The 24,713-nt window shown below is 48.0% G+C and carries 20 protein-coding genes; 18 read left to right on the forward strand and 2 right to left on the reverse strand.

Features of this window, described 5'->3' with window-relative positions:
• Window positions 1–71 precede the first annotated feature (71 nt).
• From NST99_RS09340 to glnA, 10 genes are all read left to right on the forward strand, one after another.
• Window positions 72–209 carry a hypothetical protein gene (locus NST99_RS09340; RefSeq protein WP_341091245.1) on the forward strand — a complete coding sequence of 46 codons (138 nt, stop codon included), beginning with the start codon at window positions 72–74 and terminating at the stop codon, window positions 207–209.
• A 277-nt stretch (window positions 210–486) separates the two neighbouring features.
• Window positions 487–1,575: a cell wall-active antibiotics response protein LiaF gene (gene liaF, locus NST99_RS09345; RefSeq protein WP_341091246.1), complete on the forward strand. Its 1,089-nt coding sequence runs from the start codon at window positions 487–489 to the stop codon at window positions 1,573–1,575.
• Between the two features lie 2 nt (window positions 1,576–1,577).
• Entirely contained in the window at window positions 1,578–2,615 is a 1,038-nt protein-coding gene (locus NST99_RS09350; RefSeq protein ID WP_038588372.1) for a HAMP domain-containing sensor histidine kinase, read from the forward strand.
• Window positions 2,616–2,618: 3 nt separating this feature from the next.
• Window positions 2,619–3,272, forward strand: a complete 654-nt coding sequence (locus NST99_RS09355; protein WP_341091247.1) for a response regulator transcription factor — start codon at window positions 2,619–2,621, stop codon at window positions 3,270–3,272.
• Between the two features lie 224 nt (window positions 3,273–3,496).
• Window positions 3,497–5,149, forward strand: a complete 1,653-nt coding sequence (locus NST99_RS09360; protein ID WP_341091249.1) for a S1C family serine protease — start codon at window positions 3,497–3,499, stop codon at window positions 5,147–5,149.
• 124 nt (window positions 5,150–5,273) lie between these two features.
• On the forward strand, window positions 5,274–5,963 hold the full coding sequence (locus NST99_RS09365; RefSeq protein WP_341091251.1) for a response regulator transcription factor: 690 nt from the start codon (window positions 5,274–5,276) through the stop codon (window positions 5,961–5,963).
• Between the two features lie 2 nt (window positions 5,964–5,965).
• Window positions 5,966–7,414, forward strand: coding sequence for a sensor histidine kinase (locus tag NST99_RS09370; RefSeq protein WP_341091252.1), 1,449 nt, complete (start codon window positions 5,966–5,968; stop codon window positions 7,412–7,414).
• Window positions 7,415–7,472: 58 nt separating this feature from the next.
• Complete coding sequence (locus tag NST99_RS09375) at window positions 7,473–8,429, forward strand: 4-hydroxy-3-methylbut-2-enyl diphosphate reductase (RefSeq protein ID WP_038588386.1); 957 nt, start codon at window positions 7,473–7,475, stop codon at window positions 8,427–8,429.
• 335 nt (window positions 8,430–8,764) lie between these two features.
• Entirely contained in the window at window positions 8,765–9,811 is a 1,047-nt protein-coding gene (aroF, locus tag NST99_RS09380; protein WP_341091253.1) for a 3-deoxy-7-phosphoheptulonate synthase, read from the forward strand.
• Between the two features lie 285 nt (window positions 9,812–10,096).
• Window positions 10,097–11,521, forward strand: coding sequence for a type I glutamate--ammonia ligase (gene glnA, locus NST99_RS09385; RefSeq protein WP_341091254.1), 1,425 nt, complete (start codon window positions 10,097–10,099; stop codon window positions 11,519–11,521).
• A 588-nt stretch (window positions 11,522–12,109) separates the two neighbouring features.
• Here glnA and NST99_RS09390 read toward each other — a convergent pair.
• Both NST99_RS09390 and NST99_RS09395 read right to left on the reverse strand, forming a co-directional pair.
• Window positions 12,110–13,668 (reverse strand): IS3 family transposase gene (locus NST99_RS09390; protein ID WP_341091255.1). Its coding sequence is split into 2 segments (ribosomal slippage): window positions 12,110–13,035 and window positions 13,035–13,668, totalling 1,560 coding nucleotides; the frame shifts between segments, so codons are not numbered across the junction.
• 173 nt (window positions 13,669–13,841) lie between these two features.
• Window positions 13,842–14,888 carry a LacI family DNA-binding transcriptional regulator gene (locus NST99_RS09395; RefSeq protein ID WP_341091256.1) on the reverse strand — a complete coding sequence of 349 codons (1,047 nt, stop codon included), beginning with the start codon at window positions 14,886–14,888 and terminating at the stop codon, window positions 13,842–13,844.
• 361 nt (window positions 14,889–15,249) lie between these two features.
• Here NST99_RS09395 and NST99_RS09400 point away from each other — a divergent pair, with 361 nt between their 5' ends.
• The 8 genes from NST99_RS09400 (at window position 15,250) to NST99_RS09435 (ending at window position 24,444) form a co-directional block, all read left to right on the forward strand.
• The gene (locus NST99_RS09400) at window positions 15,250–16,617 is read left to right on the forward strand and encodes an ABC transporter substrate-binding protein (protein WP_341091257.1); all 1,368 of its coding nucleotides are present in this window, start codon (window positions 15,250–15,252) and stop codon (window positions 16,615–16,617) included.
• Window positions 16,618–16,738: 121 nt separating this feature from the next.
• On the forward strand, window positions 16,739–17,632 hold the full coding sequence (locus NST99_RS09405; RefSeq protein ID WP_341097598.1) for a carbohydrate ABC transporter permease: 894 nt from the start codon (window positions 16,739–16,741) through the stop codon (window positions 17,630–17,632).
• The gene (locus tag NST99_RS09410; protein WP_341091259.1) at window positions 17,632–18,468 is read left to right on the forward strand and encodes a carbohydrate ABC transporter permease; all 837 of its coding nucleotides are present in this window, start codon (window positions 17,632–17,634) and stop codon (window positions 18,466–18,468) included. Before NST99_RS09405 ends, NST99_RS09410 begins: the two co-directional genes overlap by 1 nt.
• Before the next feature lie 29 nt (window positions 18,469–18,497).
• Complete coding sequence (locus tag NST99_RS09415; protein WP_341091260.1) at window positions 18,498–21,236, forward strand: GH36-type glycosyl hydrolase domain-containing protein; 2,739 nt, start codon at window positions 18,498–18,500, stop codon at window positions 21,234–21,236.
• Between the two features lie 122 nt (window positions 21,237–21,358).
• Window positions 21,359–22,243: a hypothetical protein gene (locus tag NST99_RS09420; protein WP_341091262.1), complete on the forward strand. Its 885-nt coding sequence runs from the start codon at window positions 21,359–21,361 to the stop codon at window positions 22,241–22,243.
• Between the two features lie 105 nt (window positions 22,244–22,348).
• Window positions 22,349–23,440 (forward strand): 3-phosphoserine/phosphohydroxythreonine transaminase, encoded by a 1,092-nt coding sequence (serC, locus tag NST99_RS09425; RefSeq protein ID WP_341097599.1) that lies wholly within the window; start codon window positions 22,349–22,351, stop codon window positions 23,438–23,440.
• A 160-nt stretch (window positions 23,441–23,600) separates the two neighbouring features.
• The gene (gene trmL / locus NST99_RS09430) at window positions 23,601–24,065 is read left to right on the forward strand and encodes a tRNA (uridine(34)/cytosine(34)/5-carboxymethylaminomethyluridine(34)-2'-O)-methyltransferase TrmL (protein WP_341091263.1); all 465 of its coding nucleotides are present in this window, start codon (window positions 23,601–23,603) and stop codon (window positions 24,063–24,065) included.
• Window positions 24,066–24,189: 124 nt separating this feature from the next.
• Window positions 24,190–24,444, forward strand: coding sequence for an AbrB/MazE/SpoVT family DNA-binding domain-containing protein (locus NST99_RS09435; protein ID WP_341091264.1), 255 nt, complete (start codon window positions 24,190–24,192; stop codon window positions 24,442–24,444).
• Window positions 24,445–24,713: the final 269 nt, after the last annotated feature.

A 24,713-nucleotide genomic window follows, 5' to 3' on the forward strand; every position in this document is an offset into this window, starting at 1 on the left:
ACAGCACTTCACTTCCCATAATACGGACTGGGGCAAAACACTTGCCTCTTCCGAAAAGGGAGGTGAATTCCGTGGCTAAAAAACCAAAGGTACAAGAAAACTACAAAACACCGAATGAAAAATACAATGCTGAGTTTGCTGTTGAGAATGAAGGCACAACAACGCAAAGCAACACGATCTCCAAACCGGTCCAAAAACCGCAGCAGTAATGCGGTGATGGACTCTGGGTTACATCTAAAAGCAATGAAACAGGCTGTCCCAATCACGCTCATAATGAGCTGAGGGGCAGCTTTTTTTTTGCGGCTTTAAAGAGTAGCCATTGAAATAATCCATGAAATTTCTTACTATTAATACCAATGGACTCCGTCCAGAGACTGAGGCTTATTTACTTCTCGCGCCGCTGTTCCCCGCACCAGTATTTCTGTAGACTAAGGCTATAAGAAACGGATGACATGATTGCTATAACAACTAAAGGGGAAATGGATTATGAAAAGAAGGTTCACCAGCCAGGTACTTGGCGGTCTGATCCTGATTGGACTCGGCGCGGTGTTCCTGCTGAGACAGATGGGTTATACCGATTTCAGCATAGGATCACTAATTTCTGACTACTGGCCGGTTATTCTCATTTTTATGGGTGTACAGCGTTTACTATCCACCGACGACCATCAATCTAAATTTTCATCAGCGCTTGGCGGATTTTTCTTTCTGGCGCTCGGGGTCTTTTTTCTGGGGCGCAACTTGGACTGGTTTGATGTTTCAGCAGGCGACTTCTTTAAATTGCTGATACCCGTCATGCTGATCGGCGGAGGACTGTTTGTGATCTTCAAGCCGCGCAATGCTACACCACCGGTACCTCCCGTTCCGCCAGCACCGCCAGTGCCGCCAAGCTTCTACCCGCCGGGCCAGGGTTCGCCGGATGCCCCGCCTCCAAAGCCGCTGGAGTCGACGCTGGATGAGCAGTTTGAGCAGAAGTTCGGCAAACCTGCCGGAGAGCGTGACTGGAATGAATATTTAAATAAAGACACTAATGAAGACGAGATTGACCCTAAGGATGGCCGTTTTCAATCGGCTGCGGAATCGCGCTGGCAGGAGAACCGGGAACGTCATGAACGCAGACGGCAGGAGCGCCAGGACCGGCATGCCCGTAGACACGGCGAGTGGCATGAGGAGTTTCACCAGACAGAGGATCATAAGGAAACGACTAACCGGTCTGCTTTTATCGGAGATGTCCATATGGGACGTGAGCATTTTCAATTGAAGCATACCAACATTTCGCAGTTTATCGGTGACACGGTGCTGGACCTGACCAATGCGCAAATTCCTTACGGGGAGACGAAGATTAATATTTCCGCGTTTGTCGGCGACATCAAAGTGTATATTCCGGATGATATGAATCTTGGGGTATCTGTGACCAGCAGTTCCTTTATCGGTGACATGCAGGTACTGGAGCAGTCCCGTAGCGGGTTTATGAGCAATGTGCAGTGCAAGACACCTTATTACAAGGAAGCAGGCAAAAAGGTTCGTATTAACGTGAGTGCTTTCATCGGCGACATTAAAGTCAAAACGGTAGGTTAAGGATGGGGACGATCTTTAGCAATACCAAATGGATGCTGCTTGTTTACTTCCTGCTCAGCGGAGGTTTGGCTGCCGGACTTGTGTATGCCGGAACATGCCTGGGTTATATCGAAGTTGTGGATTACCGCATGTGGGTGTACCTGTGTGTTGGGATTGTACTGTTCACCGTGGTTATCGGCTATGTGGCTGGACAGCGGATTCAGCGCCGGATCGATCATCTGGATCTGAACATGCTGCAGGTGGCCAAAGGCAATTTGTCTGTACGGATGCCTGAAAGTGATGATCAGTCCTTTGCGCGGGTCTACCATGAATTTAACATTATGATGGACACCGTGGAGAACAAGATGCAATTGCTGCAACGGCTAGGGGAACAGGAAGTGATTGAAAAAGAAAAGGCAGCGGAGAGCGCGGTACTGGAAGAGCGGAGGCGAATGGCCCGGGATTTGCATGATACGGTGAGCCAGCAGCTTTTTGCGATTCATATGTCCGCTTCTTCGCTGCCTAAAGTTCTGGAACGCAATGAAGAGCAGGGCCAGATCGTGATGAACCAGTTAATTACGATGTCCCAAATGGCGCAAAAGCAGATGAGAGCGCTGATTGCACAGCTGCGCCCGGTGGAACTGGAAGGCCGTAATCTGTTTGAAGCGCTGGAGAAATGGTTTCCGGACTATTGCCGCCAGAATGGGCTAAAAGGCGTGAAGGAGCTTGAACTGCAGGGCGAATTGTCGGAAGCGATCGAGCATCAGTTGTTCCTGATTATTCAGGAGTCGATGGCCAATATCGTCAAACATGCAGGAGCAAGGGTGGTCAGCCTGTCGTTACGCGAAGTGCCGAGGCAGGTCGTACTGAGCATCAGCGATGACGGTCAGGGCTTTGAGCATGTGCAGCACAAGCAGGGGTCCTACGGGCTCACCACGATGCGCGAGCGTGCGGAAAAGCTTGGCGGCCAAGTGGAAATTATCAGCCGCAAGGGAGCGGGAACGACGATCCGCGTACATATTCCAAAGTTTGTGCAGGGCTATCAGGAACAGGGGGAATAGAACATGAGTCTTATAAAAGTGCTGCTTGTGGATGATCATGATATGGTGCGGATGGGGCTCAAAACGTATCTGATGCTGGAGCCCAGTTTCGAGGTTATCGGCGAAGCGGCGAATGGCCAGGAAGCGCTGGAAATGCTGAAGGCCGGCGGACAGGAAGGTCTGCCTGATCTTGTGCTGATGGATCTGATGATGCCGGTGATGAACGGTGCCGAAACGACGAGGGCCGTCCTAGCCGAATTCCCCGGGCTTAAAATTGTCATCCTCACCAGCTTCCTGGAAGATGATCTGGTTGTTGACGCTATTGAAGCCGGAGCGGTCAGCTATGTGCTCAAAACAGTCTCGGCCGAGGAACTGATCTACGCGCTGCAAGGAGCGTACCGCGGCATGCCGGTCATGACCGGCGATGTCTCACAGGCGCTGACCCGCGGCATCCGCCAGCGGACCGTACAGGGGGATTCCTCCGGCCTAACCGAGCGTGAGAAGGAAGTGCTGCTGCTTATTGCCGAAGGCAAGACCAACAAGGACATCGGTGAGGAGCTGCATATCAGCATCAAGACGGTGAAGACACATGTCAGCAACCTGCTGATGAAATGCGAACTGGACGACCGCACACAGCTGGCGATTTACGCCCACCGCAAGGGCTGGGCGCAGGGATAAAGGAAATGGATTCATTACAGATGAAGCTTGATTATTATAAGATGTTGTTAAGGGCCGGCGCGGCAATGTGCGCGCGGGCCTTTTTGTTTTGTCTGAACCCTATTATCTTTTATCTCCGCTTAAATTGTTTTTAATGTGACCTTAAGGTTTAAAGTACAAAATAAGAACAAGAGAACAACACAATACTCCTTGTCGAACAGGCAAGGCACGGGAGGAACGTAAACATGGACGATAACAAAAACAACTTCAATCGTGATAATGAACCTTCACCGGATCGGGAATGGGATAATACTAAGAACATTGACAGCAGCAATGATAACCAATCAACCGATTCAGGATCCTCATACTACTATTCCTATGGACCTTTTAAATCTTTGAACAAAGACGAGATGAATCCGGATGATGTACAGCATTACAACCGGATGGAGTCGGAGCGGGTAGAGGTCACTCCTCCGCAGCCGATCAAACCGGCCCCTTACAGCACTTCACTTCGCACTACCGGGAATGACGGCGGTGGACGGGGCGGCAATGGCGGCAACGGTTCGGATGGCGGCAACGGCTGGCAGTATAACCGCAAGCCCCAGAGACCGATAAAAACCGCCTTGATTTCTTTCCTCGCCGGGATGGTCGTGCTGTCAGGCTCGATGTTCATGGCAGACCGCGGTAACTGGTTCACAGGTGGTGAACAGGCGGTAACAGCTACAGTGGCCAGCCCGGCAGCCAAGACGGCAGTCGGCAATGCCCATATTACTCCTTCGACGTCCACCACCGCACTTGTTACCGGGTCAGGTGATGTGTCGAGTGTAGTAGATGGAGTTGGACCGGCAGTCGTCAAAATCGAGACATTGGTCAAAACGGGCTCCGGCAGAAGCTCAACCAATCCAAACACGAGCGATCCGTTCTCACAATTTTTCTTCGGTGATCAATTCGGAGGCAGTGGATCTTCCGGGACGGACAGGAATTCCCAGTCGGAACCAGAGTCGGATTCATCCCAGCTAACTCCTTACGGTATTGGAACAGGCTTCATTTATGATTCGACCGGATATATACTGACTAACCAGCATGTTGTTGATAATGCAGATGTTATTCAAGTAACTGTTGATGGAACCACCAAACCTTATGAGGCGAAGCTGCTCGGCGCCAGCAAAGATCTGGATTTGGCAGTACTGAAGATCGAAGGGGCAGACTTCCCTACAGTGGCTCTTGGAGATTCCGACAGCATCAAGGTAGGCTCTGAAGTTGTCGCGATCGGCAACCCGCAAGGTTTCGATCATACAGTCACTGCTGGTGTGCTGAGTGCGAAGGACCGCAGCATTGATATTAACGAAGAAGACGGCAGCGGGACACGCAATTACAAAAACCTGCTTCAAACCGATGCATCAATCAACCCTGGTAACTCCGGCGGACCGCTGCTTAACATGAACGGCCAGGTTATCGGAATGAATGTTGCCGTTAGCACGCAGTCTCAAGGTATCGGGTTTGCCATTGCGGTCAACACCATCAAAGAGGTAGTAGACAAACTTGAAGCCAACCAGGAAATTCCGAAAGAACCTGTTCCATTTATCGGTGCCTCGCTCATGACCATTACAGATGAAGTGGCGAAGCAAATGGGTACTGACATCAAAGAAGGATCTGTGGTTGCTGAGATTGTCTTTAAATCACCGGCTTATTCCGCCGACCTGCGTCCTTATGACATCATTACAGGTGTGAACGGAACGAAATATGCAACCAGCCAGGATCTGATTACTTTTATCCAATCCTTGAAGGTTGGAGACAAGGTCACAATGAATGTGGTCCGTGACGGCAAAACGCTGGAGCTTCCGGTTACCATCGGCAACAAAAATGATTTTGACACCACCCAAACTCAGAAGCAGTAAAATACACCGGACGGTAAAGTGAACAGCGGAAGGGGGGAACCCTTCCGTTTTTGCTGCACAGGGCGCTGGGCCGCGCATTCATGCTACAATAGAGATAAACGATTTAGACAATGGGGGCTGCTTGATGCGACCGAATATTCTAATTATTGATGACGATGAAAAAATTATATCCATGCTGCGCCGTGGTCTTGCCTTTGAGGGGTATGATGTAAAAACTGCGGCCAACGGGGCCGATGGACTGCGTGCTGTACTGAACAGCGATCCCGATGTAGTTATACTCGATGTGATGATGCCGCAGGTAGACGGGTTTGAGGTTTGCCGTCGTTTACGGGAAGGCGGAAGCAGTGTGCCTGTACTGATGCTGACAGCCAAGGATGAAATCGAACACCGGGTCAAAGGGCTGGATCTTGGAGCAGATGATTATCTGGTAAAGCCCTTTGCGCTGGAGGAGCTGCTGGCCCGGGTGCGCGCACTGCTTCGCCGCAAGAGCGAGCAGGGGGGCGGCGCAGATCAGGCAGTGTCGTATGAGGATATTACGCTGGATGTGGACTCGCGTGAAGTCACTCGCGCCGGCAAACGTCTGGAGCTGACGGCCAAGGAGTTTGAACTGCTGCATTTGTTCATGCAGAATCCGAAGCGTGTATTGTCCCGCGACCTGATTATGGATAAAATTTGGGGCTATGATTATAGCGGGGAGTCCAATGTGCTTGAGGTCTATATTGCCATGCTGCGCCAGAAGACGGAGGAGCACGGCGGCAAACGTTTGATCCAGACGATCCGGGGAGCCGGTTATATTCTAAGAGGTGACAATTAAACATGTCTATTAAATTGCGGCTGACAGCCTGGTATTCAGGGGTTTTGGCCGTTATGCTGCTGGCTTTATCAGCCGCAATTTACGGTTTCGTCTATTTCAATACTTATGGTGATTTGAAGGACCGGCTTAAACTGCAGGCACAGCAGGTTCAACCCGACATGGGCCTGAACAATGACGGTACTTTGGGGCCGGTGCTTAGAGGACCTGCAGGGCAGAGCTTATTTGCCCAAGTGTATATTTATGACCTGGAAAAGCTGATTCTCAGCACGAACATGACACAGATCAATTTGGAATTCAAATATCCTGCGAAAGATAACGTCCAGAAACAGCAAGGATTCTCTCAGTCCTATTATGGCGGGAATCCCTTTCTGATCTACCAGCAGGCAGTTGATGTTGCTACTAGCAGTGGCAATCACGCAGGTGTACTTCAGGTTGCTGTATATATTGGGGAACAAGTGACAATGCTGACCCGGCTCAAGAACATCCTGCTCGTCGGCTCCTTTGCCACGCTGATCGCAGCCTTCACCTTCGGCCTGTTCCTGGCCCGTAAATCCATGAGCCCGATCGGCATGGTCATTGAAGCTGCGAACGGAATTCAGACGGGAACCGATCTGAGCTCCCGCATTGAATATGACGGTCCGCCGGATGAAATCGGGCGGCTGATTGAAACGGTCAACAGCATGCTCGGGCGGATGGAGGGCTTCTATAAGGATCTTGAGGATTCGTATGCAACCCAGCGCCGGTTTGTATCCGATGCCTCGCATGAGCTGCGGACTCCGCTTACCACGATTCGCGGGAACATCGACCTGCTGCAAAAAATATGGGAGATGGAGCCGGGAGAGAGCAGAATGACCGAGGCGGAAATCCGCCAGCTCTCTATGGAGTCGGTGAAGGATATTGCCGATGAATCGCAGCGCATGAGCCGGCTGGTCGCGGATATGCTCTCATTGGCACGCTCCGATACCGGGCGGACCTTTGATAAGGAGCCGGTAGCGCTCGAGCCGATGATGACTGAGGTCGCCCGCCGGGCGTCCTTCCTGCCGCGGCAGGCGGAATGGTCTGTAGGGGCTATGGGGCATCTGAACGGTAAATATATTGTCGGCAACAAGGATTATCTGCAGCAGATGTTATTCATTTTTATCGATAATGCCTTCAAATACACACCTTCCGGAGTAGTGACGCTGGACGCTGTCTTTTATCAGAGCCAGGTGGGGATCCGCATCACGGATACCGGAATCGGGATGGACAAGGATGAGGTGCCGCATATCTTTGACCGGTTCTACCGGGCCGATGAGTCGCGGGGCATTACGGAAGGAATTGGTCTCGGGCTATCCATCGCCAAGTGGATTATTGATGAGCATGGCGGTTCAGTGGAGGTCGTTACCCGCCAGGGCGAGGGGACTACTTTTGTCATCTGGCTGCCCCTTCTCTTTGCTCCGCCGCTGGAATAGGGTATAATTAGGCAGGTCCTATTACAGCCGTCATTGACAGCAGAAAGCCGGTGAATTCATGGAAGTTATCAAAATATCTCCCCGGGGCTATTGCTACGGTGTCGTCGACGCCATGGTAATGGCACGGCAGGCCGCACAAAATCTTGATCTGCCCCGGCCAATTTATATACTGGGCATGATTGTTCATAATAGTCATGTTACCAATTCTTTTGAGGATGACGGAATTATAACTCTAGACGGGCATAACCGTCTGGATATTCTCGATAAAGTCGACAGTGGTACCGTTATCTTCACCGCACACGGCGTTTCGCCGGAGGTACGCAAGATGGCCCGCGCCAAGGGGCTGACAACCGTAGATGCCACCTGCCCCGATGTAACCAAGACGCATGACCTCATCAAGGAGAAGGCAGAGGAAGGCTATGAGATTATTTATATTGGCAAGAAGGGCCATCCGGAGCCGGAAGGCGCTGTCGGCATTGCCCCGGAGCATGTCCACCTGATTGAGAAGGAAGAGGAGATTGCAGGGTTATCTGTGCCTTCTTCCCGTATCGTTATTACGAACCAGACCACGATGAGCCAGTGGGATATTAAAAATATCATGAAAAAGCTGCTGGAGAAGTTCCCCGGCGCTGAGGTGCACAACGAGATCTGTATGGCTACCCAGGTACGGCAGGAAGCTGTAGCGGAGCAGGCTGGTCAATGTGATCTGGTTATCGTTGTTGGCGACCCTAGAAGCAATAACTCCAACCGTCTGGCACAGGTGTCAGAAGAGATCGCAGGCGTGCCTGCCCACCGTATTTCCGACGTGTCGGAACTGAATACAGAGTGGCTTAAGGGAGTGTCCAAGGTAGGGGTAACGTCCGGCGCTTCGACGCCTACACCGATTACGAAGGAAGTTATCAGTTACCTGGAGCAGTATGATCCGGCGCTTCCGGAGACATGGGAAATCAAACGTACGGTGAATATGGCGAAGCTGCTGCCTCCGGTGAAGAACAAGACTGCGAGCGCTACCTAAGGTTTACCCCGGTATTTGAACTTATAAATTGGGTGAAAATGAAGCACACAGATTCCGGCAGCGGAGCCTGTGTGCTCTTTGTTATTGGATGGATATCCCTTTAATTATTCCATACTGTACCAGCTGATTTTCCAATGTACACCAGAGAGATAGCTTCGTTATGCAAATAAATGGTAACTAGTGCAGCTGGGACCGTAATTGAAGGTTGACGAAAAGAACAAAATGCGGTAAAATCACTTTAGTGCTTAAAAGCGTACACGCGTCGTAGCGTGATAGTATTGTGCGATTTATAAGGTAACATTTGCTAAATAATTGCTTAAAAGGGGAGCTATAATATGATCGTTATTACATCCAATCAAACACCGCAAGAGCAGGTAAATGATATTATTGCCGTTATCGAAAAGGAAGGGCTGCAGGTTCATCTCTCCCGGGGGGCGGATCATACGGTTATCGGCCTGATCGGTGGTGTCACACCGAAGCTTGCCGAGCATTTGCGCCAGATGAAAGGTGTAGAGAACGTAGTGAAAATCTCCAAATCCTATAAGTTGGCGAGCCGTGATTTCCATCCGGAGGATACGGTTATCGATATCCGTGGCGTGAAGATCGGCGGGGAGAATCTTGTCATTATGGGTGGGCCTTGTGCCGTTGAATCCCCGGAGCAGATTGACGAAATCGCCCGGCTGGTGAAAGCTTCCGGTGGTCAAGTATTGCGTGGAGGCGCGTTCAAGCCGCGTACCGGACCTTACAGCTTCCAGGGTGTCGGTGTAGAAGGACTGACAATGATGGCAGAAGCCGGCAAGCGGCATGGTCTGCTGACCATTACCGAGGTAATGACACCGGAGTATGTGGATATTTGTGCAGAGCATGCTGATATACTGCAGGTGGGCACACGCAATATGCAGAATTTCGACCTCTTGCGCAAGCTGGGCACCTGCGGACGTCCTGTCTTGCTTAAGCGCGGCTTCAGTGCTACTTACGATGAGCTCCTCAATGCGGCTGAATACATTCTGGCCGGCGGCAACCGCGATGTCATGCTTTGTGAGCGCGGAATTCGCACCTTTGAAACCTACACCCGCAACACGCTGGATTTGTCAGCAATTCCGGTGCTTCAGAACCTCAGCCATCTTCCGGTGATTTCTGACCCGAGCCATGGTACAGGACGGCGTGAACTGGTTGCGCCGATGGCCAAAGCTTCTGTTGCTGCGGGAGCCAACGGGCTTATTATCGAAATGCATACCGATCCCGACAATTCCATGACAGGCGATGGGGTCCAGTCGCTGTTCCCTGAGCAGTTTGACACCCTGCTGAGAGATCTGGAGAAGCTTGCTCCGCTGGTGGGACGCAAGTTCTCGGAGTCTCTTGAGGCTGCCCCGATTCTTTAGTACAAGAAGCAGAAATCAGCCTTTAGGCCGTCCTCTTCTCCGCTTACGGGCGTAGGGAGAGGACGGTTTTTATGTATCGTATTGAATGAATGTGACATAGGAATTGAGAAAGTTGCTTTTTTCACTAAAGCGTTAGAATATCTTACATTGTCTTCAAAAATACCTGACATAAGCATTGACGATGTTAGGTTTGAGATTTATAATGACGACAGCAAAAAAATTATAAACAAGAACATTTGATACTGTGAGCGGCCTAATGTTCGGAAATTGGGGAGGAATATATTCATGTCGGTTGAAAAAGTGTTGCAGACGATCAAGGAAAACAATATCGAGTGGGTGGATTTTCGTTTTGTAGATTTGGGTGGACGTGCTCACCATATCTCATTGCCAGCATCCGCAGTGGAAGCAGAAACATTTGAAAATGGTGTTGCGTTTGACGGTTCTTCCATCAAAGGATTCCGCGGTATTGAAGAATCTGACATGGTAATGATGCCTGATCCAAGCACTACATATATCGATCCTTTTACAGCTCATCCGACGCTGAACATCATGTGCGATATTTTCACCCCTGATGGTGAACGTTACGAGCGCGACCCTCGTGGTATTGCAGTAAAAGCAGAAGAATTCCTGCAGGCAAGCGGTGTGGGTACAGCAGCATTCTTCGCACCAGAATCCGAGTTCTTTATCTTCGACGATGTGCGTTATGAGAGCGGAATGAACAGCTCTTCCTTCTTCGTAGATTCTGAAGAAGCGGCATGGAATACCAACCGTAAGGAAGAAGGCGGCAACCTTGCATTTAAAGTTGGCGTTAAAGGCGGATATGTTCCAGTAGCGCCGGTGGATTCCCAACAGGATATCCGCAGCGAAATGTGCCGTTTGCTGGCTGAAGCCGGACTTGAAATTGAACGTCATCACCATGAAGTAGCAACTGCAGGCCAAGCGGAAATCAACTTCCGTTTTGATACCTTGAAGAAAACAGCTGATAATCTGCTGACTTACAAATATATTGTGCAAAACACTGCACGCCAATACGGAAAAGTGGCAACGTTCATGCCAAAACCGCTGTTCGGCGATAATGGTAGCGGCATGCACGTTCACCAATCTATCTTTAACGGCGACGCTCCTTTGTTCTACGAAAAAGGCGCTTATGCCAACCTGAGTGAGATGGCCTTGCACTATATCGGCGGTATCCTGTATCATGCTCCGGCACTGATCGCGCTGACTAACCCAAGCACTAACTCGTTCAAACGTCTGGTTCCTGGTTATGAAGCACCGGTTAACCTGGTTTACTCCAAAGGAAACCGCTCCGCTGCTGTTCGTATCCCGGTAGCTGCTGTGACGCCTAAAGGCTGTCGCATCGAATTCCGTACACCGGATTCCACAGCTAACCCTTACCTGGCATTCTCAGCTATGCTGATGGCCGGTCTGGACGGAATCAAGAAGAAGATCAACCCGGAAGAAATGGGTTATGGTCCTCTGGACAAGAACATCTATGAACTGTCCGATGCAGACAAAGAAAAAATCCGCAGCGTTCCGGGCAGCCTGAGCGAAGCGCTAGATTCTCTGGAAGCTGATTACGAATTCCTTACTGAAGGCGGCGTATTCACTAAAGACTTCATCGATAACTATATCGCTCTGAAACGTTCTGAAGCACAAGAAGTTGCGATTCGTGTACATCCGCATGAATACTCCCTGTACTTCGACCTATAAGACGAAGCTCTTGGTCAGGTAGCCCGCAGGTTAGATCGGGAGCCACCAAAAGAGTCTGTAACGATAAGGGGTGTCTCAAAAGCCATGAAATGGCTGCTTGAGACGCCCCTTATTTTGTGTTTCAGCCCAAAGTCTAAATTTATCGATAGGTAGTTTTTGCATTGGGAGATAGTCTTTGAAGATATTTTTGGCTGGGGCGAATCAGAATGAACAAGGCCTCTTTCGAAGAGATCGCCTGAAGAAGACTAATGATAAGAATAACCATGGTTGTTTTATACATTTTGCAGCTAATAAAAGTGACGTGCTAATAACGCAGGGATTAGCGCTATGTGGATTGCGCGTATAGATGCCGTTATAAAGAAAATACATAAAAGTTGGACTACATCATGATGAAAGATGAAGGGAAGCATGGCGAACATGTTCTTCAGTCTCAGATTGCCGCTGATGATCAGGGTGCTCGTATGTATCGTATTAGTAGTAACGGCCGTCCATTGTTCTTTTTGTAGAATCTGCTCTTAAAACACAAAAGGGGCTGTCCCAAAATGAACTGCACCCCGTCAAGTAGACAGCGTAAATAATAAAAGATCCTTAAGCGGCCTTAGTCCTGAATTCATTGGGACTGAGGCCGTTTAGTTTTGCCTGTAACCGTTCGTAATTGTAAAAATGTATGTAATTATCAATGTCTTTTTGGAGCTCTTCAAAGGTCCGGTAGGTATGCAAGTAATACTTCTCACATTTCAGTGTCCCCCAGAAGGATTCCATGGGTCCGTTATCAATGCAGCAGCCCACCCGGGACATGCTCTGCGTTAGTTCTGCCTCGTCCAGCATCTGCTTAAAGTGCAGAGAGGTATACTGGAAACCACGGTCGCTATGAAGTAAGGGGTGGGTCTCTGGTGCTGCCTGCAAAGCCAACTCCAGCGTCTTAAAAACCAGCGAATTATTATTAGAATGACCCAGAACGTAAGCAACAATGGACTTGTCATGCAGATCTTTTATTGCACTTAAATACGCCTTCCGCCCGTTACCATATTTAAATTCCGTTACATCGGTTACCCACTTTTGGTTTGGCATTTCCGCCTCGAATTTACGGTTCAGTACGTTCTCTGCAACCTGCTGAGGCGCAGAGCCTACGTACTTCTTCCTCTTTCTGCGGATGACGGACTGGATGCCTTGGAGCCTCATGAGACGGTACACTCGCTTCGCGTTAATGACTCTACCCATTTGTCTGCGCAAATGCAGGGTCAATTGACGATACCCAAAGATTCGTTCCACCTTCTCATACAGGAGAAGCATGGCCTGTGTAAGCTTCACGTTGTCGGTCTCCCGGGAACTGGGTTCACGATTCAACCATTTGTAGTAGCTTGACCGTGAGATCCCTGCGATGTTACACAAAAGCTGAATAGAGCAAGACTCCTCTTGCTGAATGGCCTGAATAGCCAGGTAGATGTTCTCCTGACGAACGTGACTTAGCGTCTCCTCCTTTCGAGTTCCTCTAACTTTTTTAGAAAAGCATTCTCTGCACGCAGCCGCGCATTCTCATATTCCAGCTTTTGCATCGCGAGTTTGTGGCGATCTGCTTCTGTGAGCTCTTCAGGTGCTTTGGTACGTCCTCTGCCGTCTCGTAATGCCTCTTCGCCCCCTATTTCGTACTTCTTCACCCAGCTATATATTTGTTGGTAAGAAACCTGGAAATGGTTTGCTGCCTTTGTGTAGTCTTGTCCATTCGACAGGCAGTACAGCACGATATCCATCCGTTCCTGCCAAGTGGTTACGCGTCCTTTGGTCATAGCTCTAGTTCCTCCTGAATTAGCTGTTAAGCTGCTGCTATGACCATTATACTTCTTAATCCAGTTGGCGAGTTGGGTTCGACTTGCGATCTTATACTTGTCGATGATTTGATATTGCGACAATGCCCCCTCCATATAATCTTTAACGGCCTGGCGCTTAATTTCCACAGTATATTTTCGGTTGCAGGACCGGACTTCCAGCCCCTCAAAACCGTACAATTGATAACGTCGTCGCCACTTCACTAGAGATGTTTTAGATAATCCGTACTTTCGAGCTGCAGCCTTGAGCCCGATCTGGCCGCATTCAACCTCTTGGAGAATCGTTAATTTTTCAAATGCTGTAAACTTCTTTTGTTCCATAAAAATACTCCCCATACAGTAACAGGTTTTTATTATTTCACCTGTCTACTATATGGGGAGCATATCATATCATGCTGGGATAGCCTCTTTGTTTTTAAAGCAGGATCAACGTTAGCACTTGGGTGGACGCTGCTGCGAACGGAGCGTTGTACCAATCGCTGATATGCCGCGTGTTATTGAGCCGTATTCAGGCTTCGCTCAGCTGCGCCGCAGGACTCCCGTACAACGAGCTCAGGCTCTACTACGATGAAGGAAGTTGTGCCCGACTGGCTGTTTATAAGGTCATAAAGCATCAGAGCGGCCAGGCGCCCTATCTTGCTTTTATTTTGTCTAATTGTACTTAACTTCGGCGTTGTATAATTGCAGGCTTCGATGTCATCACAGCCAATAAGCGCAATCGTATCGGGAATAGATAGGGATGCTTCTTTAAGGGCCCGGATTGCACCAATAGCAAGCTGGTCTGAGGCAGCAAATACAGCCCTTGGCAGATTTCCGCCAGCAATCATTCGGCGCATGGCTTCATAACCGCTGGCTTCGTAAAAATTACTTCCATTGATGAACCATCGTTCGTTGATTGGCAATCCTAAATCCTCAATCGCTTTACGATAACCACTTTCGCGCATATTTGAGATGTCTGATTCCAGTGTGCTGCCGATATACCCAAGCGCTCGATAACCAAGTAAATAAAAGTGTTCTACTACTTTGGAGGACATTTTAAAGTTATCTGACATGATATAACCGGAGTTACCTCCGGATAGCTTTAAGTCAACGCCAATACAAGGGATAGGGCTATTATCCAATTGGGCGATGGAAGGTTCCAGCTCTTGTCCAGAGATGAGCACGCACCCGTCCACATTATAATGCTGACAACGGGCTAAATAGTCGTTGGTGTCACCGCTTTGGAACTTTTCGTTCGAGAAGAATAAAAGGTCGTAACCAAGCAGGCCCATTTGTTTTTTGAAGGCATTAAGCACTTCGACAAAAAAAGGATGAGTAAAATCAACGTTCAGCTTCCCGGCAAATATAACACCTATGAGATTTGAGGATTTAGTTGCCAATGTCTTAGCTGAATTGGAAGGGGTATACCCGGTCTCTTTTATAATCTGTAGAACTTTCGTTTTGGTATCTTCCGAAATTTCACTGTAGTTATTGATGATTTTAGAAACTGTCGAAACAGAAACTCCGGCTATTTTCGCTATATCTTTGATGTTATAGGCCATTTAAAGCCCCCCTTATTGTAAAAATGGCTCTTCAGAGGATAATAATGAGAGTAATTTATACAGTTTAAATGATGCGAATGTAAACTTAACGAAATAGTTTCGTTTATTATATTATAGCTGATAAAGGGTGGAGTCAATGGAATGTTGCATAAATCCTTAGGTATATCCAGGTTACAAAAGGATTTTCAGAAAAAAATCTAACTTTTTGAATATAAAAAAAACTCTTTACAAAGATTATTAACGATGCAATAATAAATTCAACGAAACCGCTTTCTGTAAATAATGGATCAGTGTTTCGTGGATTCAAGAATTGAAGGTTGTTTCGTAGAAAATGACACCAATTATCTAGGGGGTAACAAAAATGGTAAAGAAGCTTTCTGCAATTTTGTTGAGCTCAGCTATAATGCTCTCATTAGCGGCATGTGGAGGCGGCAATAACAACACGAACGGCGAACCGAAAAATGCTTCGGGAACCGATAAGGCTTCTGGCGGCAAGAAGGTTATTAAGATCCTGCACTGGAAGCAAGAGAACATTAACAAAGCCATTACAGAAATTAACAAGAAGTTCGAGGAAAAGTATCCCGAGTACAAGGTTGAGTACACAACAACTGGTCCGGATGATGAATTCAAACAAGCGCAGAGAGCGAGAATTACAGCTGGTGACGTTGACGTTCTCGCCGATCTGTCCGGCATGAGACTATCTCCGAAAGACTGGACTCCAGGTGCTAAAGTGCCGGACTGGCAACAATGGATTGATTCAGGATTGATTGCTGATTTGAGCAGCGAAGCTTTCGTTAAGAATTACAATGCTAATGATATTGCTAAAGCCGGCACTTACAAGGATAAAGTGTATGCGATTCCAACCGGTAAAGTTGCAATGTCAGGTTTCTTCTATAATAAAGCAATATTCGAAGAAAATGGTTTGAGTATTCCAACAACATGGACTGAGTTCATTGGTCTGCTTGATACACTGAAATCTAAGAGCATTGTGCCAATCGTTGTAGCAGGTAAAGACGTATGGCCTCTGAAATTGCCGGCGTTCGGTCTGCAGGCTAAGATTTTGGGCGGCGGCAACCAGCAGCAATGGATAGAAGGCGTTTGGAAGGGGACTTCGGCGTTCAATGATGCTGAGGCTGTAGAAGTACTTGAGAAAATGAAGACGCTTCAGGATAAATACTTTATTGATGGTTTCCTGGGTATCGACTATGCAACGGCGCCATCGTTTTTCGCAACAGGAAAAGCCGCTATGATCGCTGATGGAACATGGGATGCGCCTACAATCGCTGCAGCAAACCCGGATTTGAAATTCGGATACTTCCCAATTCCGGCTACAGAAGATGCAGCCAAGAACAATTCTCTTGTCGGCAAATACGATGTAACCTGGTATGCAGCAGAGAAAGGCCCGAACAAAGAAGGCGCATTGAAATGGCTTGAGTTCTTCTCTGAAAAGGAAAATTACACGCAATATGTAAAAGCGGCAGGATTCTTGCCTACGCAAGACAACATTGCGACGGATAGCGAATTCATTGATAAAGAACTTGCTCCTTACATGACTGGCGACTTTGAACTTGCTTATGAAATCATGATGATTAACCGTGACAACGTTGGTGAGCACATTGCTGCTGAAGGCGTGCATACGGAGTATCTGGCTCCAGGCGGCGAATTCAAAACCGCTAAAGAGCTTGCAGATGTACAACAAAAAGAATGGGAAGCTGCTGCACCTAAATAAGCTGCTAGCCTGATAAACTGACATCTACAACATACTGTGCACCAACATGTTCTACGGATTCGGGGTCTGTTCAGTGCAGACCCCGATCATTTATTGAAATAGGATTGGGTAGGTGAGAGAAATGTATCCGTTTGGGAAAGGTTTAAAACGATATATCCCGCTTTTGCTATTAATGATTCCGCTATCATTGTACGTTATTTTCTATTTTGCCCCATCTATGATGACGGTCATCTATTCATTTACGGATATTACCAATGTTCCAGGCAGCAAGATGAATTTCGTAGGCCTTGACAATTATTATGATGTATTTTACTCCGGAAATTCAGGCGAGCGTGTGGATTCTATTATACGTACTATTTATTTCATGATCATTGTTACGATTATACAGAACGGTGTTGGACTTCTGATGGCTGTAGTCATCAACCAGAAGCTGAAGGGCGATTATTTCTATCGTGCGGTTTTCTTTTTACCGGTTGTGCTTGGTGTAGCGGTAGTTGCGCTGGTATGGGGCATGATGTTCGATCCTCTGAGCGGTCCAGTAAATCAAATGTATGATTCTTTGTTCGGTTATAAAGATATGTTCTTTGGAAGCTTTAGCCATGCGTTCGGTTATATCATATTCACGCAAATTTGGATGTACATGGGTTATTCGATGCTGATCTTCCTAGCGGGACTACAATCCGTTCCGAAAGATTTATATGAAGCCGGGTATATTGACGGAACTACGAAGTGGCAATCTTTCAAAAACATTACGTTTCCGCTTATCGCTCCCTCCTTCACGATTAATATAATCCTGTCAATTATCGGCGCAATGTCAACCTTTGATATTATTCTAGCCACTACAGACGGCCGCTTTAACACAAGAACGATGGCGTATGATGTGTATAAAGAGACATTCCGCGGTTCCCTGGAGATGGGGCTGCCTTCAGCGCTTTCCGTAGTACAGTTCCTAATGATTTTGGTGTTTGTTGTAATTGCTGTTAAACAAATGCGTAAGAGAGAGGTGGAGTATTAATGAAAGAATCCAAAACCGCCAAAACTCTCTCTTATATGCTGATTGCAGTATTGTTAGTTTTGTATATCCTGCCGTTGCTATTTGTAATTAACATATCCTTTAAGCCCTTTACTGAATATTTGCTGGACCCTATCGGTCTAGTGAAAAATATCCAATGGGATAATTACAAGGAAGCTTGGGTTCAGGGCAGTTTCTCTAATTATTTCTTAAACAGCTTGTTATATACAAGCGTTGCAACAGTGCTGACACTGATCGTATCGTTATTTGGAGCTTTCCCGGTAGCGAGAAATTATGTGAAGTGGAGCGGGTTTATTTATCTGTTCTTCTTGCTGTCCCAGTTCCTTCCGAATCCTATGGTCGCACAGTTTAAGTTAATGCTTACTATGAAGCAGGAGCTCGGTTTTGTGGGTTACGATACGAAGCTGGGTTATATTCTGCTGAAAACCGGCGGTACAGGCATCGTATTCATGATGTTCGTAGGCTATATAAAAGGAATTAGCCGTGAAATGGATGAAGCAGCCGGTATGGACGGTGCTGGTTACATTCGCTACTTGTTTCAAATTATCCTGCCGCTGATGAAGCCGGTAATTGCAACAGGCGTTATTCTAACGGCAATCAGCATCTGGAATGACTTCGTAGGTCCAGTCATGTATTTGCCTAGTCCGGAACATTACCCCATTACCTTCGGGCTTAAAGAATTCCGTGGCCAGTACGGAAATAACTGGCCTATGTTAGCGTGCGGTATTATGATCGTTTCTGCACCGCTTATCGTGCTGTACACCTTCATTCAAAAGTATATTGTTGACGGAGCATTGGCAGGTGCGGTTAAAGCTTAGGCAGATGTGTAAATGAGAGGATGAATACTATGGACCGTAACAAAATATACGGCTTCGAATTCACCGGTAACGATGGGGAATTCAGGCTTCAGAACCCGGATCGCAGCAGCTTTTTATACTTCCCTCTGGTAAATGAGGGAGGAATGATGTCTACTGTAACTCCCAAGCTTCACGGTCAGGCGACCACCGGACATAATACATTTCTTACTCCGCCGTTATCGGTTGAGGACTTGCATACTTCACGGGCTTCACGCAACTTCTGGGTATATGCGGATGGAAAGGGAGCATGGTCTGCAACCGGTAACTCTGCTAAGCAAAATGCGGAATTCTATTCTTCTTCAGCTGACGAAGCCTTGCTGGAGGCGGGATTCTTATGGCATCGCATAACCCGCAGCAACGCTGTGATGGGCGTTAAGGCAGTGACGACCAGCTTTGTGCCAAGCGGTAATGATAAGATAGAACTAATGAAAGTAACGCTGGAAAATACAGGTTCAAAGACGCTTACACTGACGCCGACTGCTGTAGTCCCACTCTATGCCCGTTCTGCAGATGACCTGCGGGATCACAGACATGTGACTTCTCTGCTGAACCGGATATACACTTCGCCTTATGGTGTGGAGGTTCAACCGGCCCTTTCCTTTGATGAGCGCGGCCACCGCATAAACCATACCTCGTATGGGGTTTTTGGAGCGGAGGGTGACGGCAGTCAACCGGCAGGATTCTTTCCTGTTCAGGAGGAATTCATCGGAGAAGGCGGAAGCCTGGATTGGCCTGAAGCTGTTGTCCTTAATACTGCTCCGGACATTGGTAAAGGCGGGGGTGTGCAAAGAGAGGGCTACGAGGCGCTTGGCGGTCTGAGGTTTGATCCGGTATCCCTGTCTCCCGGTCAAAGCCATTCTTATGTAGTAATTATGGCCATTGAAAGTGAAAGAATAAATACTAATGCGTTGATTGGCAAGTACGGGACAGCTGAAGCCTTTGATCGCCTGCTGGAGGAAACGAAAGCCTTCTGGGCAGAGAAGGTGAATAGGGTACAATTTCAAACCGGTGAACCCGATGTTGACCAGTGGATGAAATGGGTGACAATCCAACCGGTGCTTAGAAGACTCTATGGCAACTCTTTCTTGCCGTATCATGATTACGGAAGAGGCGGACGCGGCTGGCGGGATCTTTGGCAGGACTGTCTGGCACTGCTTATTATGGAACCGGCAGAAGTGCGCAGCCTGCTGCTGAACAATTACGCCGGAGTAAGAATAGACGGCAGTAATGCGACTATTATTGGTCAACAGCCAGGTGAATTTATTGCAGACCGCAACAATATCCCCCGTGTATGGATGGATCATGGAGCGTGGCCGTTCCTGACGACGATGCTGTATCTGGATCAAAGCGGGGATTTGGACTTCCTGCTCCAGAAGCAGACCTACTTCCGTGACAGCTTTATGAGCCGCTGCAAGGAACGGGATGCATCCTGGAACACAACAGTTGGCAGTTCCCTTAGAACTGATTCCGGAGAGGTCTACGAAGGTACGATTCTGGAGCATATTCTGCTGCAAAATTTGGTTCCGTTCTATAACGTTGGCGAGCATAACAATATTTTGTTGGAGGGTGCTGACTGGAATGACGGGCTGGATATGGCGGCTGACCAGGGTGAAAGTGTAGCTTTTACAGCCTTCTATGCAAGTAATCTGAAAGATATTTCACAGCTGCTGCGCATCCTCAAACAATCCAAAGGTCAAGAAACCATTGAACTGGCGGTAGAGATGAAGCTGCTGTTTGATTCACTGGAGGAAAGTGTGAATTATGAGTCTGTATCAGCAAAGCTGGGAAGACTCGATCTTTACTATGCCTCAGCACCTAATAAGGTTAGCGGGAAGCGTATTGCTCTTGATACGGATAAAATAGCAGATGATCTGGAGAAGAAAGCCGCATGGATATTCAATCACTTGCGCAATAACGAGTGGTTGCAAAGTGAAAAGGGTGACGGCTGGTTTAATGGTTACTATAATAACGACGGTGAACAGGTGGAAGGCGAGTTCTCTGAAGGTGTCCGCATGACGCTTACGGGCCAGGTATTCCCAATTATGGGCCATGCAGCAGCGCCGGATCAGATTCCGCACATCATCTCTGCAGTTGAGCGTAACCTGCTGGATGCCAAAATCGGATACAGGCTCAATTCCAGTTTTGGAGGTATCCAGCAGAATCTGGGCCGCGCCTTCGGTTTTGCTTTTGGTCATAAAGAAAATGGAGCGATGTTCAGCCACATGACTGTAATGTACGGGAACGCGCTCTACAAACGCGGTTATGTGAACGAGGGTCATAAAGTTATGAAATCCCTTTACAGCCTAAGCTCGGACTTCGAAACGAGCCGGATTTATCCGGGTATCCCTGAATATATCAATGAACAAGGCAGAGGGATGTACACGTATCTGACTGGCTCGGCTAGCTGGCTGCTATTGACCATGGTCACTGAAGTATTTGGTGTTAAAGGCAAGCTTGGAGATCTGTTACTGGAGCCAAAGCTGGTAAAAGAGCAATTCGATACGGAAGGAAGAGCTTCGATTAATACAATTTTCGCGGATCGCGAATTTAAGGTGGTCTACAAGGCCGCAGGAAGCTTTAATTATGGAGAGTACCAAATATACTCTGTTTCCCTTAATGGCAGCGAGGTGACGCTTCAGCGCGTCTCAGGAGGTGTGGTGATTCCGCGTGCGGAGTTGCTCTCTCTGCAGACTGGGGAATGTCATCTAATCGAAGTGACATTAGCGTAATCTAGACAGGGAACAATCAAACGTCTGTACCGTTGCTTATTACGGTTGCAGGCGTTTTTTGGAAACATATGAGAGGTATGACTCCATTTCATTCTTGGTAAACAGAAAGGACGCGTTAATATATGGGTATCACGTTGTCAAATGATATTTTAACTGTTGAAATCGCTGATCTGGGAGCATATAAAGGAACCAGGTTCGACTGGACGGGCTTTATAACGCAGGTAACCCTGGAACAGGGGAAACATATGTTTTGCGTTCCGGAAAGCCTTGTGCCCGGGCAGGGTACTGGCGGTATTGGGCTATGTAATGAATTCAGCATTTCCCGGGCAATTGGCTATGACGATGCAGAAGTAGGAGAATGGTTTCCGAAGCCGGGAGTAGGGCTGCTGCAAAAGCAGGAAGATGCCCCCTATTTTTTTGCCGGAAGTTATCCGCTCATTCCCTTTGAGGTGATTGAAGAACACACTACAGATTCGGTTACTTATTCGGTGCAGCCGATGGAGTGCCGGGGATACAGCATGCTTTTAACCAAGAGGATCTCACTGGATGAAGACAGGCTGAACATCTCTTATACTCTGGAGAATAGGGGGTCTAAGGAGCTTCGGATAGAGGAATACAATCATAATTTTATTGGAATCAACGGTGGAAATGTCGGCTCAGGGTATGAACTGAGATTGCCGGGGATTGCCAGGGTAGAGCAGGCGGAGTCCAGCTATACGGAGGAATTGCTTAGCCTGACCGGGGATAAACTAAGCTGGAATAATGAACCTAATCGCTCCTTTTATTGTAAGCTGGGCGGTTGGGAAGCTGTTAGGGACTCCTTTTATTGGGAAATTACTCATCGGCCAAGCAGAGCTGGGATCAGGGAATACGGAAATTTTCAGCCGGACCGGATGGCGCTATGGGGCGAGAAGCATGTTATTTCGCCGGAAGTTTTTGCGGACATCAGCATTTTACCGCGTCACAGCAAGGATTGGAGCCGCAGCTATCAGTTTTTCACCATTTAAGCCTGGAGATTATACTTTCCATGTGAATAATTATACTTGATGGTGTGTTAGATTACTGCTATCATAATCTCTATCCATATTCGCAGGAGAGAAAGGGTGGGGGCAATTTTGAGCAAGAGAGCATACAATTTTAATGCAGGTCCGGCGGCGCTGCCGCTTGCAGTATTGGAACGCGCACAAGCGGAGTTTGTCGAATTCCGGGAAAGCGGAATGTCCATTATGGAGATGTCGCACCGTGGGGCGGTATACGAGTCCGTTCATAACGAAGCTCAGGAACGTCTGCTGTCACTCCTTGGCAATCCGCAGGGCTATAAGGTATTGTTCATCCAAGGCGGAGCAAGCACCCAGTTCGCCATGCTTCCGATGAACCTTGTCTCCGAGGGCCAAGTGGGCAGCTATGTCATGACAGGAAGCTGGGCAGATAAAGCCCTCAAGGAAGCCAAATTGGTTGGTGGCGCCCATGTCGCCGCATCCTCGGAGGACAAGAAGTTTCTGGCGATTCCAGAGCTTAGCAGCATCAAGGCAGCGGATAACGCAGCGTATCTGCATGTTACGTCGAATGAAACGATTGAAGGAACACAATATGCGGAGTTTCCGGATTCCGGCTCCATCCCGCTGATTGCAGACATGTCCAGTGACATTCTGAGCCGTTCCTTTGACGTGAATAAATTCGGACTGATTTATGCCGGCGCACAAAAAAATCTCGGACCATCAGGCGTAACTGTAGTTATCGCCAAGGAAGAGCTGATCGAGAAGTCGCCTTCCAATATCCCGACGATTCTGCGTTACGATACGCATTATAAGAACAACTCTCTCTACAATACGCCGCCATCCTTTTCTGTATACATGGTTAATGAAGTGTTAAAATGGATAGGGGAGCAGGGCGGGCTTGCAGGTATCGAAGTTAAGAACCGCGACAAAGCCGGGCTACTCTATAATCATATTGACGGCAGTGATGGTTTCTACCGCGGAGTTGCGGAACAAGGCAGCCGCTCCATCATGAACGTTACATTCCGGATGCAGTCGGAAGAGCTTGAGAAGCAATTCGTCAAGGCTGCCGAACAAGAAGGTTTTGTCGGTCTTAAGGGCCACCGCAGTGTTGGAGGCTTGCGCGCTTCCATTTATAACGCGGTTCCTTATGAGAGTGTTAAGGCGCTTACCGATTTCATGCAGCATTTCCGGCAAACTCAGGGCTAATGTATAAAAGCTTTTGAACCTTCCGCCTGCAGGCGGAAGGTTTTCTGCGTGACACACCACGCGCCGTGTATGATCTATAAGCGCCGCCCTCACCTTAGAGGATCTCCTTACTAACACATTATAGGGCTGTTAGAGCCTACAGAGAGGAAGCATTCACACTATGGCACTTCATATTGTGCTGGTAGAACCGGAAATTCCGGCGAATACCGGCAATATTGCCCGCACTTGTGCGGCAACAGGCACGCATCTTCATCTGGTTCGCCCCTTGGGCTTCCGTACCGACGACGCTACGCTGAAACGGGCAGGACTGGATTACTGGCACGCCGTAAATATCGAATATCATGATTCGTTTGGGGAAGTGCTGGAGAAGTATAAGGAAGGCCGGTTTTTCTATGCTACAACCAAGGCCGAGAAGCGCTATACCGATTTTGCCTTTCAGGATGGGGATTTCTTCGTTTTCGGCAAGGAAACCAAGGGTCTGCCAACCGATATTCTGGAAGCCGGGAAAGAAACGAGAATGCGCATGCCAATGAGCGATGCTGTCAGATCGCTTAATTTGTCAAACTCGGCGGCCATTATTGTCTATGAGGCGCTTCGCCAGCTAGACTTTCCACAACTTTTCTAAAAACGGACATGAATTTTTATTTATTTCAGCAGGATTCGACAATTGATTAACGAAATAGTTGAATAGTGCCGAAAAAAGTAGTAGTTACTAATTATTAGTTGAACAGGAGAGGTGTAAGTTAGATATGAAACCTGCTGGCGTTGTTCGGAAAGTAGATCAGCTGGGTAGAATCGTTCTGCCTAAGTCCCTGCGTAAAAGGTATCAAATGAATGAAGGCGATCCGGTAGAAATTCTGGTACAGGGCGACCATATCATTCTGGAGCGTTACCGCCCCAAATGTGTATTTTGCGGATCAGTTGAAGGTGTAAGTGAATATAAAGATCGTTATATTTGTGCTGAATGTCTTGGGGAAATGACTCAACTTTCAAGACACGCCTAGAAATTACGCTTTCTCCTGCTGAAAGCAAGCAAATTTAATTGTACATAGTATGGCCGCAGCAGGGTGTCTGCCGTCTCCATTACTAAAAAAAGCACCGCACAGATGTGCGGTGCTCTTTTTTGAAGCAGCGAATGCTTGGGTCCATCCAGGCTTTTATAAGCCCTTGGTCTTATCGTCGTTGTAGGAGGAGGTTAGAATTCCGGTCAGGAACAGCAGAAATACCAGGGTTATGATCCAAAAGGTCAAGGAAAACGACATGCTGGACACCT

The organism is Paenibacillus sp. FSL L8-0470 (assembly GCF_038008625.1).
Taxonomy (GTDB): domain Bacteria; phylum Bacillota; class Bacilli; order Paenibacillales; family Paenibacillaceae; genus Paenibacillus_AQ.

Coding starts and splice junctions, on each gene's coding strand:
- NST99_RS09360 (WP_341091249.1), top strand. CDS start 3,497: ATGGACGATAACAAAAACAACTTCAATCGTGATAATGAACCTTCACCG.
- NST99_RS09350 (WP_038588372.1), top strand. CDS start 1,578: ATGGGGACGATCTTTAGCAATACCAAATGGATGCTGCTTGTTTACTTC.
- NST99_RS09400 (WP_341091257.1), top strand. CDS start 15,250: ATGGTAAAGAAGCTTTCTGCAATTTTGTTGAGCTCAGCTATAATGCTC.
- NST99_RS09405 (WP_341097598.1), top strand. CDS start 16,739: ATGTATCCGTTTGGGAAAGGTTTAAAACGATATATCCCGCTTTTGCTA.
- NST99_RS09375 (WP_038588386.1), top strand. CDS start 7,473: ATGGAAGTTATCAAAATATCTCCCCGGGGCTATTGCTACGGTGTCGTC.
- NST99_RS09370 (WP_341091252.1), top strand. CDS start 5,966: ATGTCTATTAAATTGCGGCTGACAGCCTGGTATTCAGGGGTTTTGGCC.
- NST99_RS09365 (WP_341091251.1), top strand. CDS start 5,274: ATGCGACCGAATATTCTAATTATTGATGACGATGAAAAAATTATATCC.
- aroF (WP_341091253.1), top strand. CDS start 8,765: ATGATCGTTATTACATCCAATCAAACACCGCAAGAGCAGGTAAATGAT.
- NST99_RS09415 (WP_341091260.1), top strand. CDS start 18,498: ATGGACCGTAACAAAATATACGGCTTCGAATTCACCGGTAACGATGGG.
- NST99_RS09410 (WP_341091259.1), top strand. CDS start 17,632: ATGAAAGAATCCAAAACCGCCAAAACTCTCTCTTATATGCTGATTGCA.
- liaF (WP_341091246.1), top strand. CDS start 487: ATGAAAAGAAGGTTCACCAGCCAGGTACTTGGCGGTCTGATCCTGATT.
- trmL (WP_341091263.1), top strand. CDS start 23,601: ATGGCACTTCATATTGTGCTGGTAGAACCGGAAATTCCGGCGAATACC.
- NST99_RS09395 (WP_341091256.1), bottom strand. CDS start 14,888: ATGGCCTATAACATCAAAGATATAGCGAAAATAGCCGGAGTTTCTGTT.
- NST99_RS09420 (WP_341091262.1), top strand. CDS start 21,359: ATGGGTATCACGTTGTCAAATGATATTTTAACTGTTGAAATCGCTGAT.
- NST99_RS09435 (WP_341091264.1), top strand. CDS start 24,190: ATGAAACCTGCTGGCGTTGTTCGGAAAGTAGATCAGCTGGGTAGAATC.
- glnA (WP_341091254.1), top strand. CDS start 10,097: ATGTCGGTTGAAAAAGTGTTGCAGACGATCAAGGAAAACAATATCGAG.
- NST99_RS09355 (WP_341091247.1), top strand. CDS start 2,619: ATGAGTCTTATAAAAGTGCTGCTTGTGGATGATCATGATATGGTGCGG.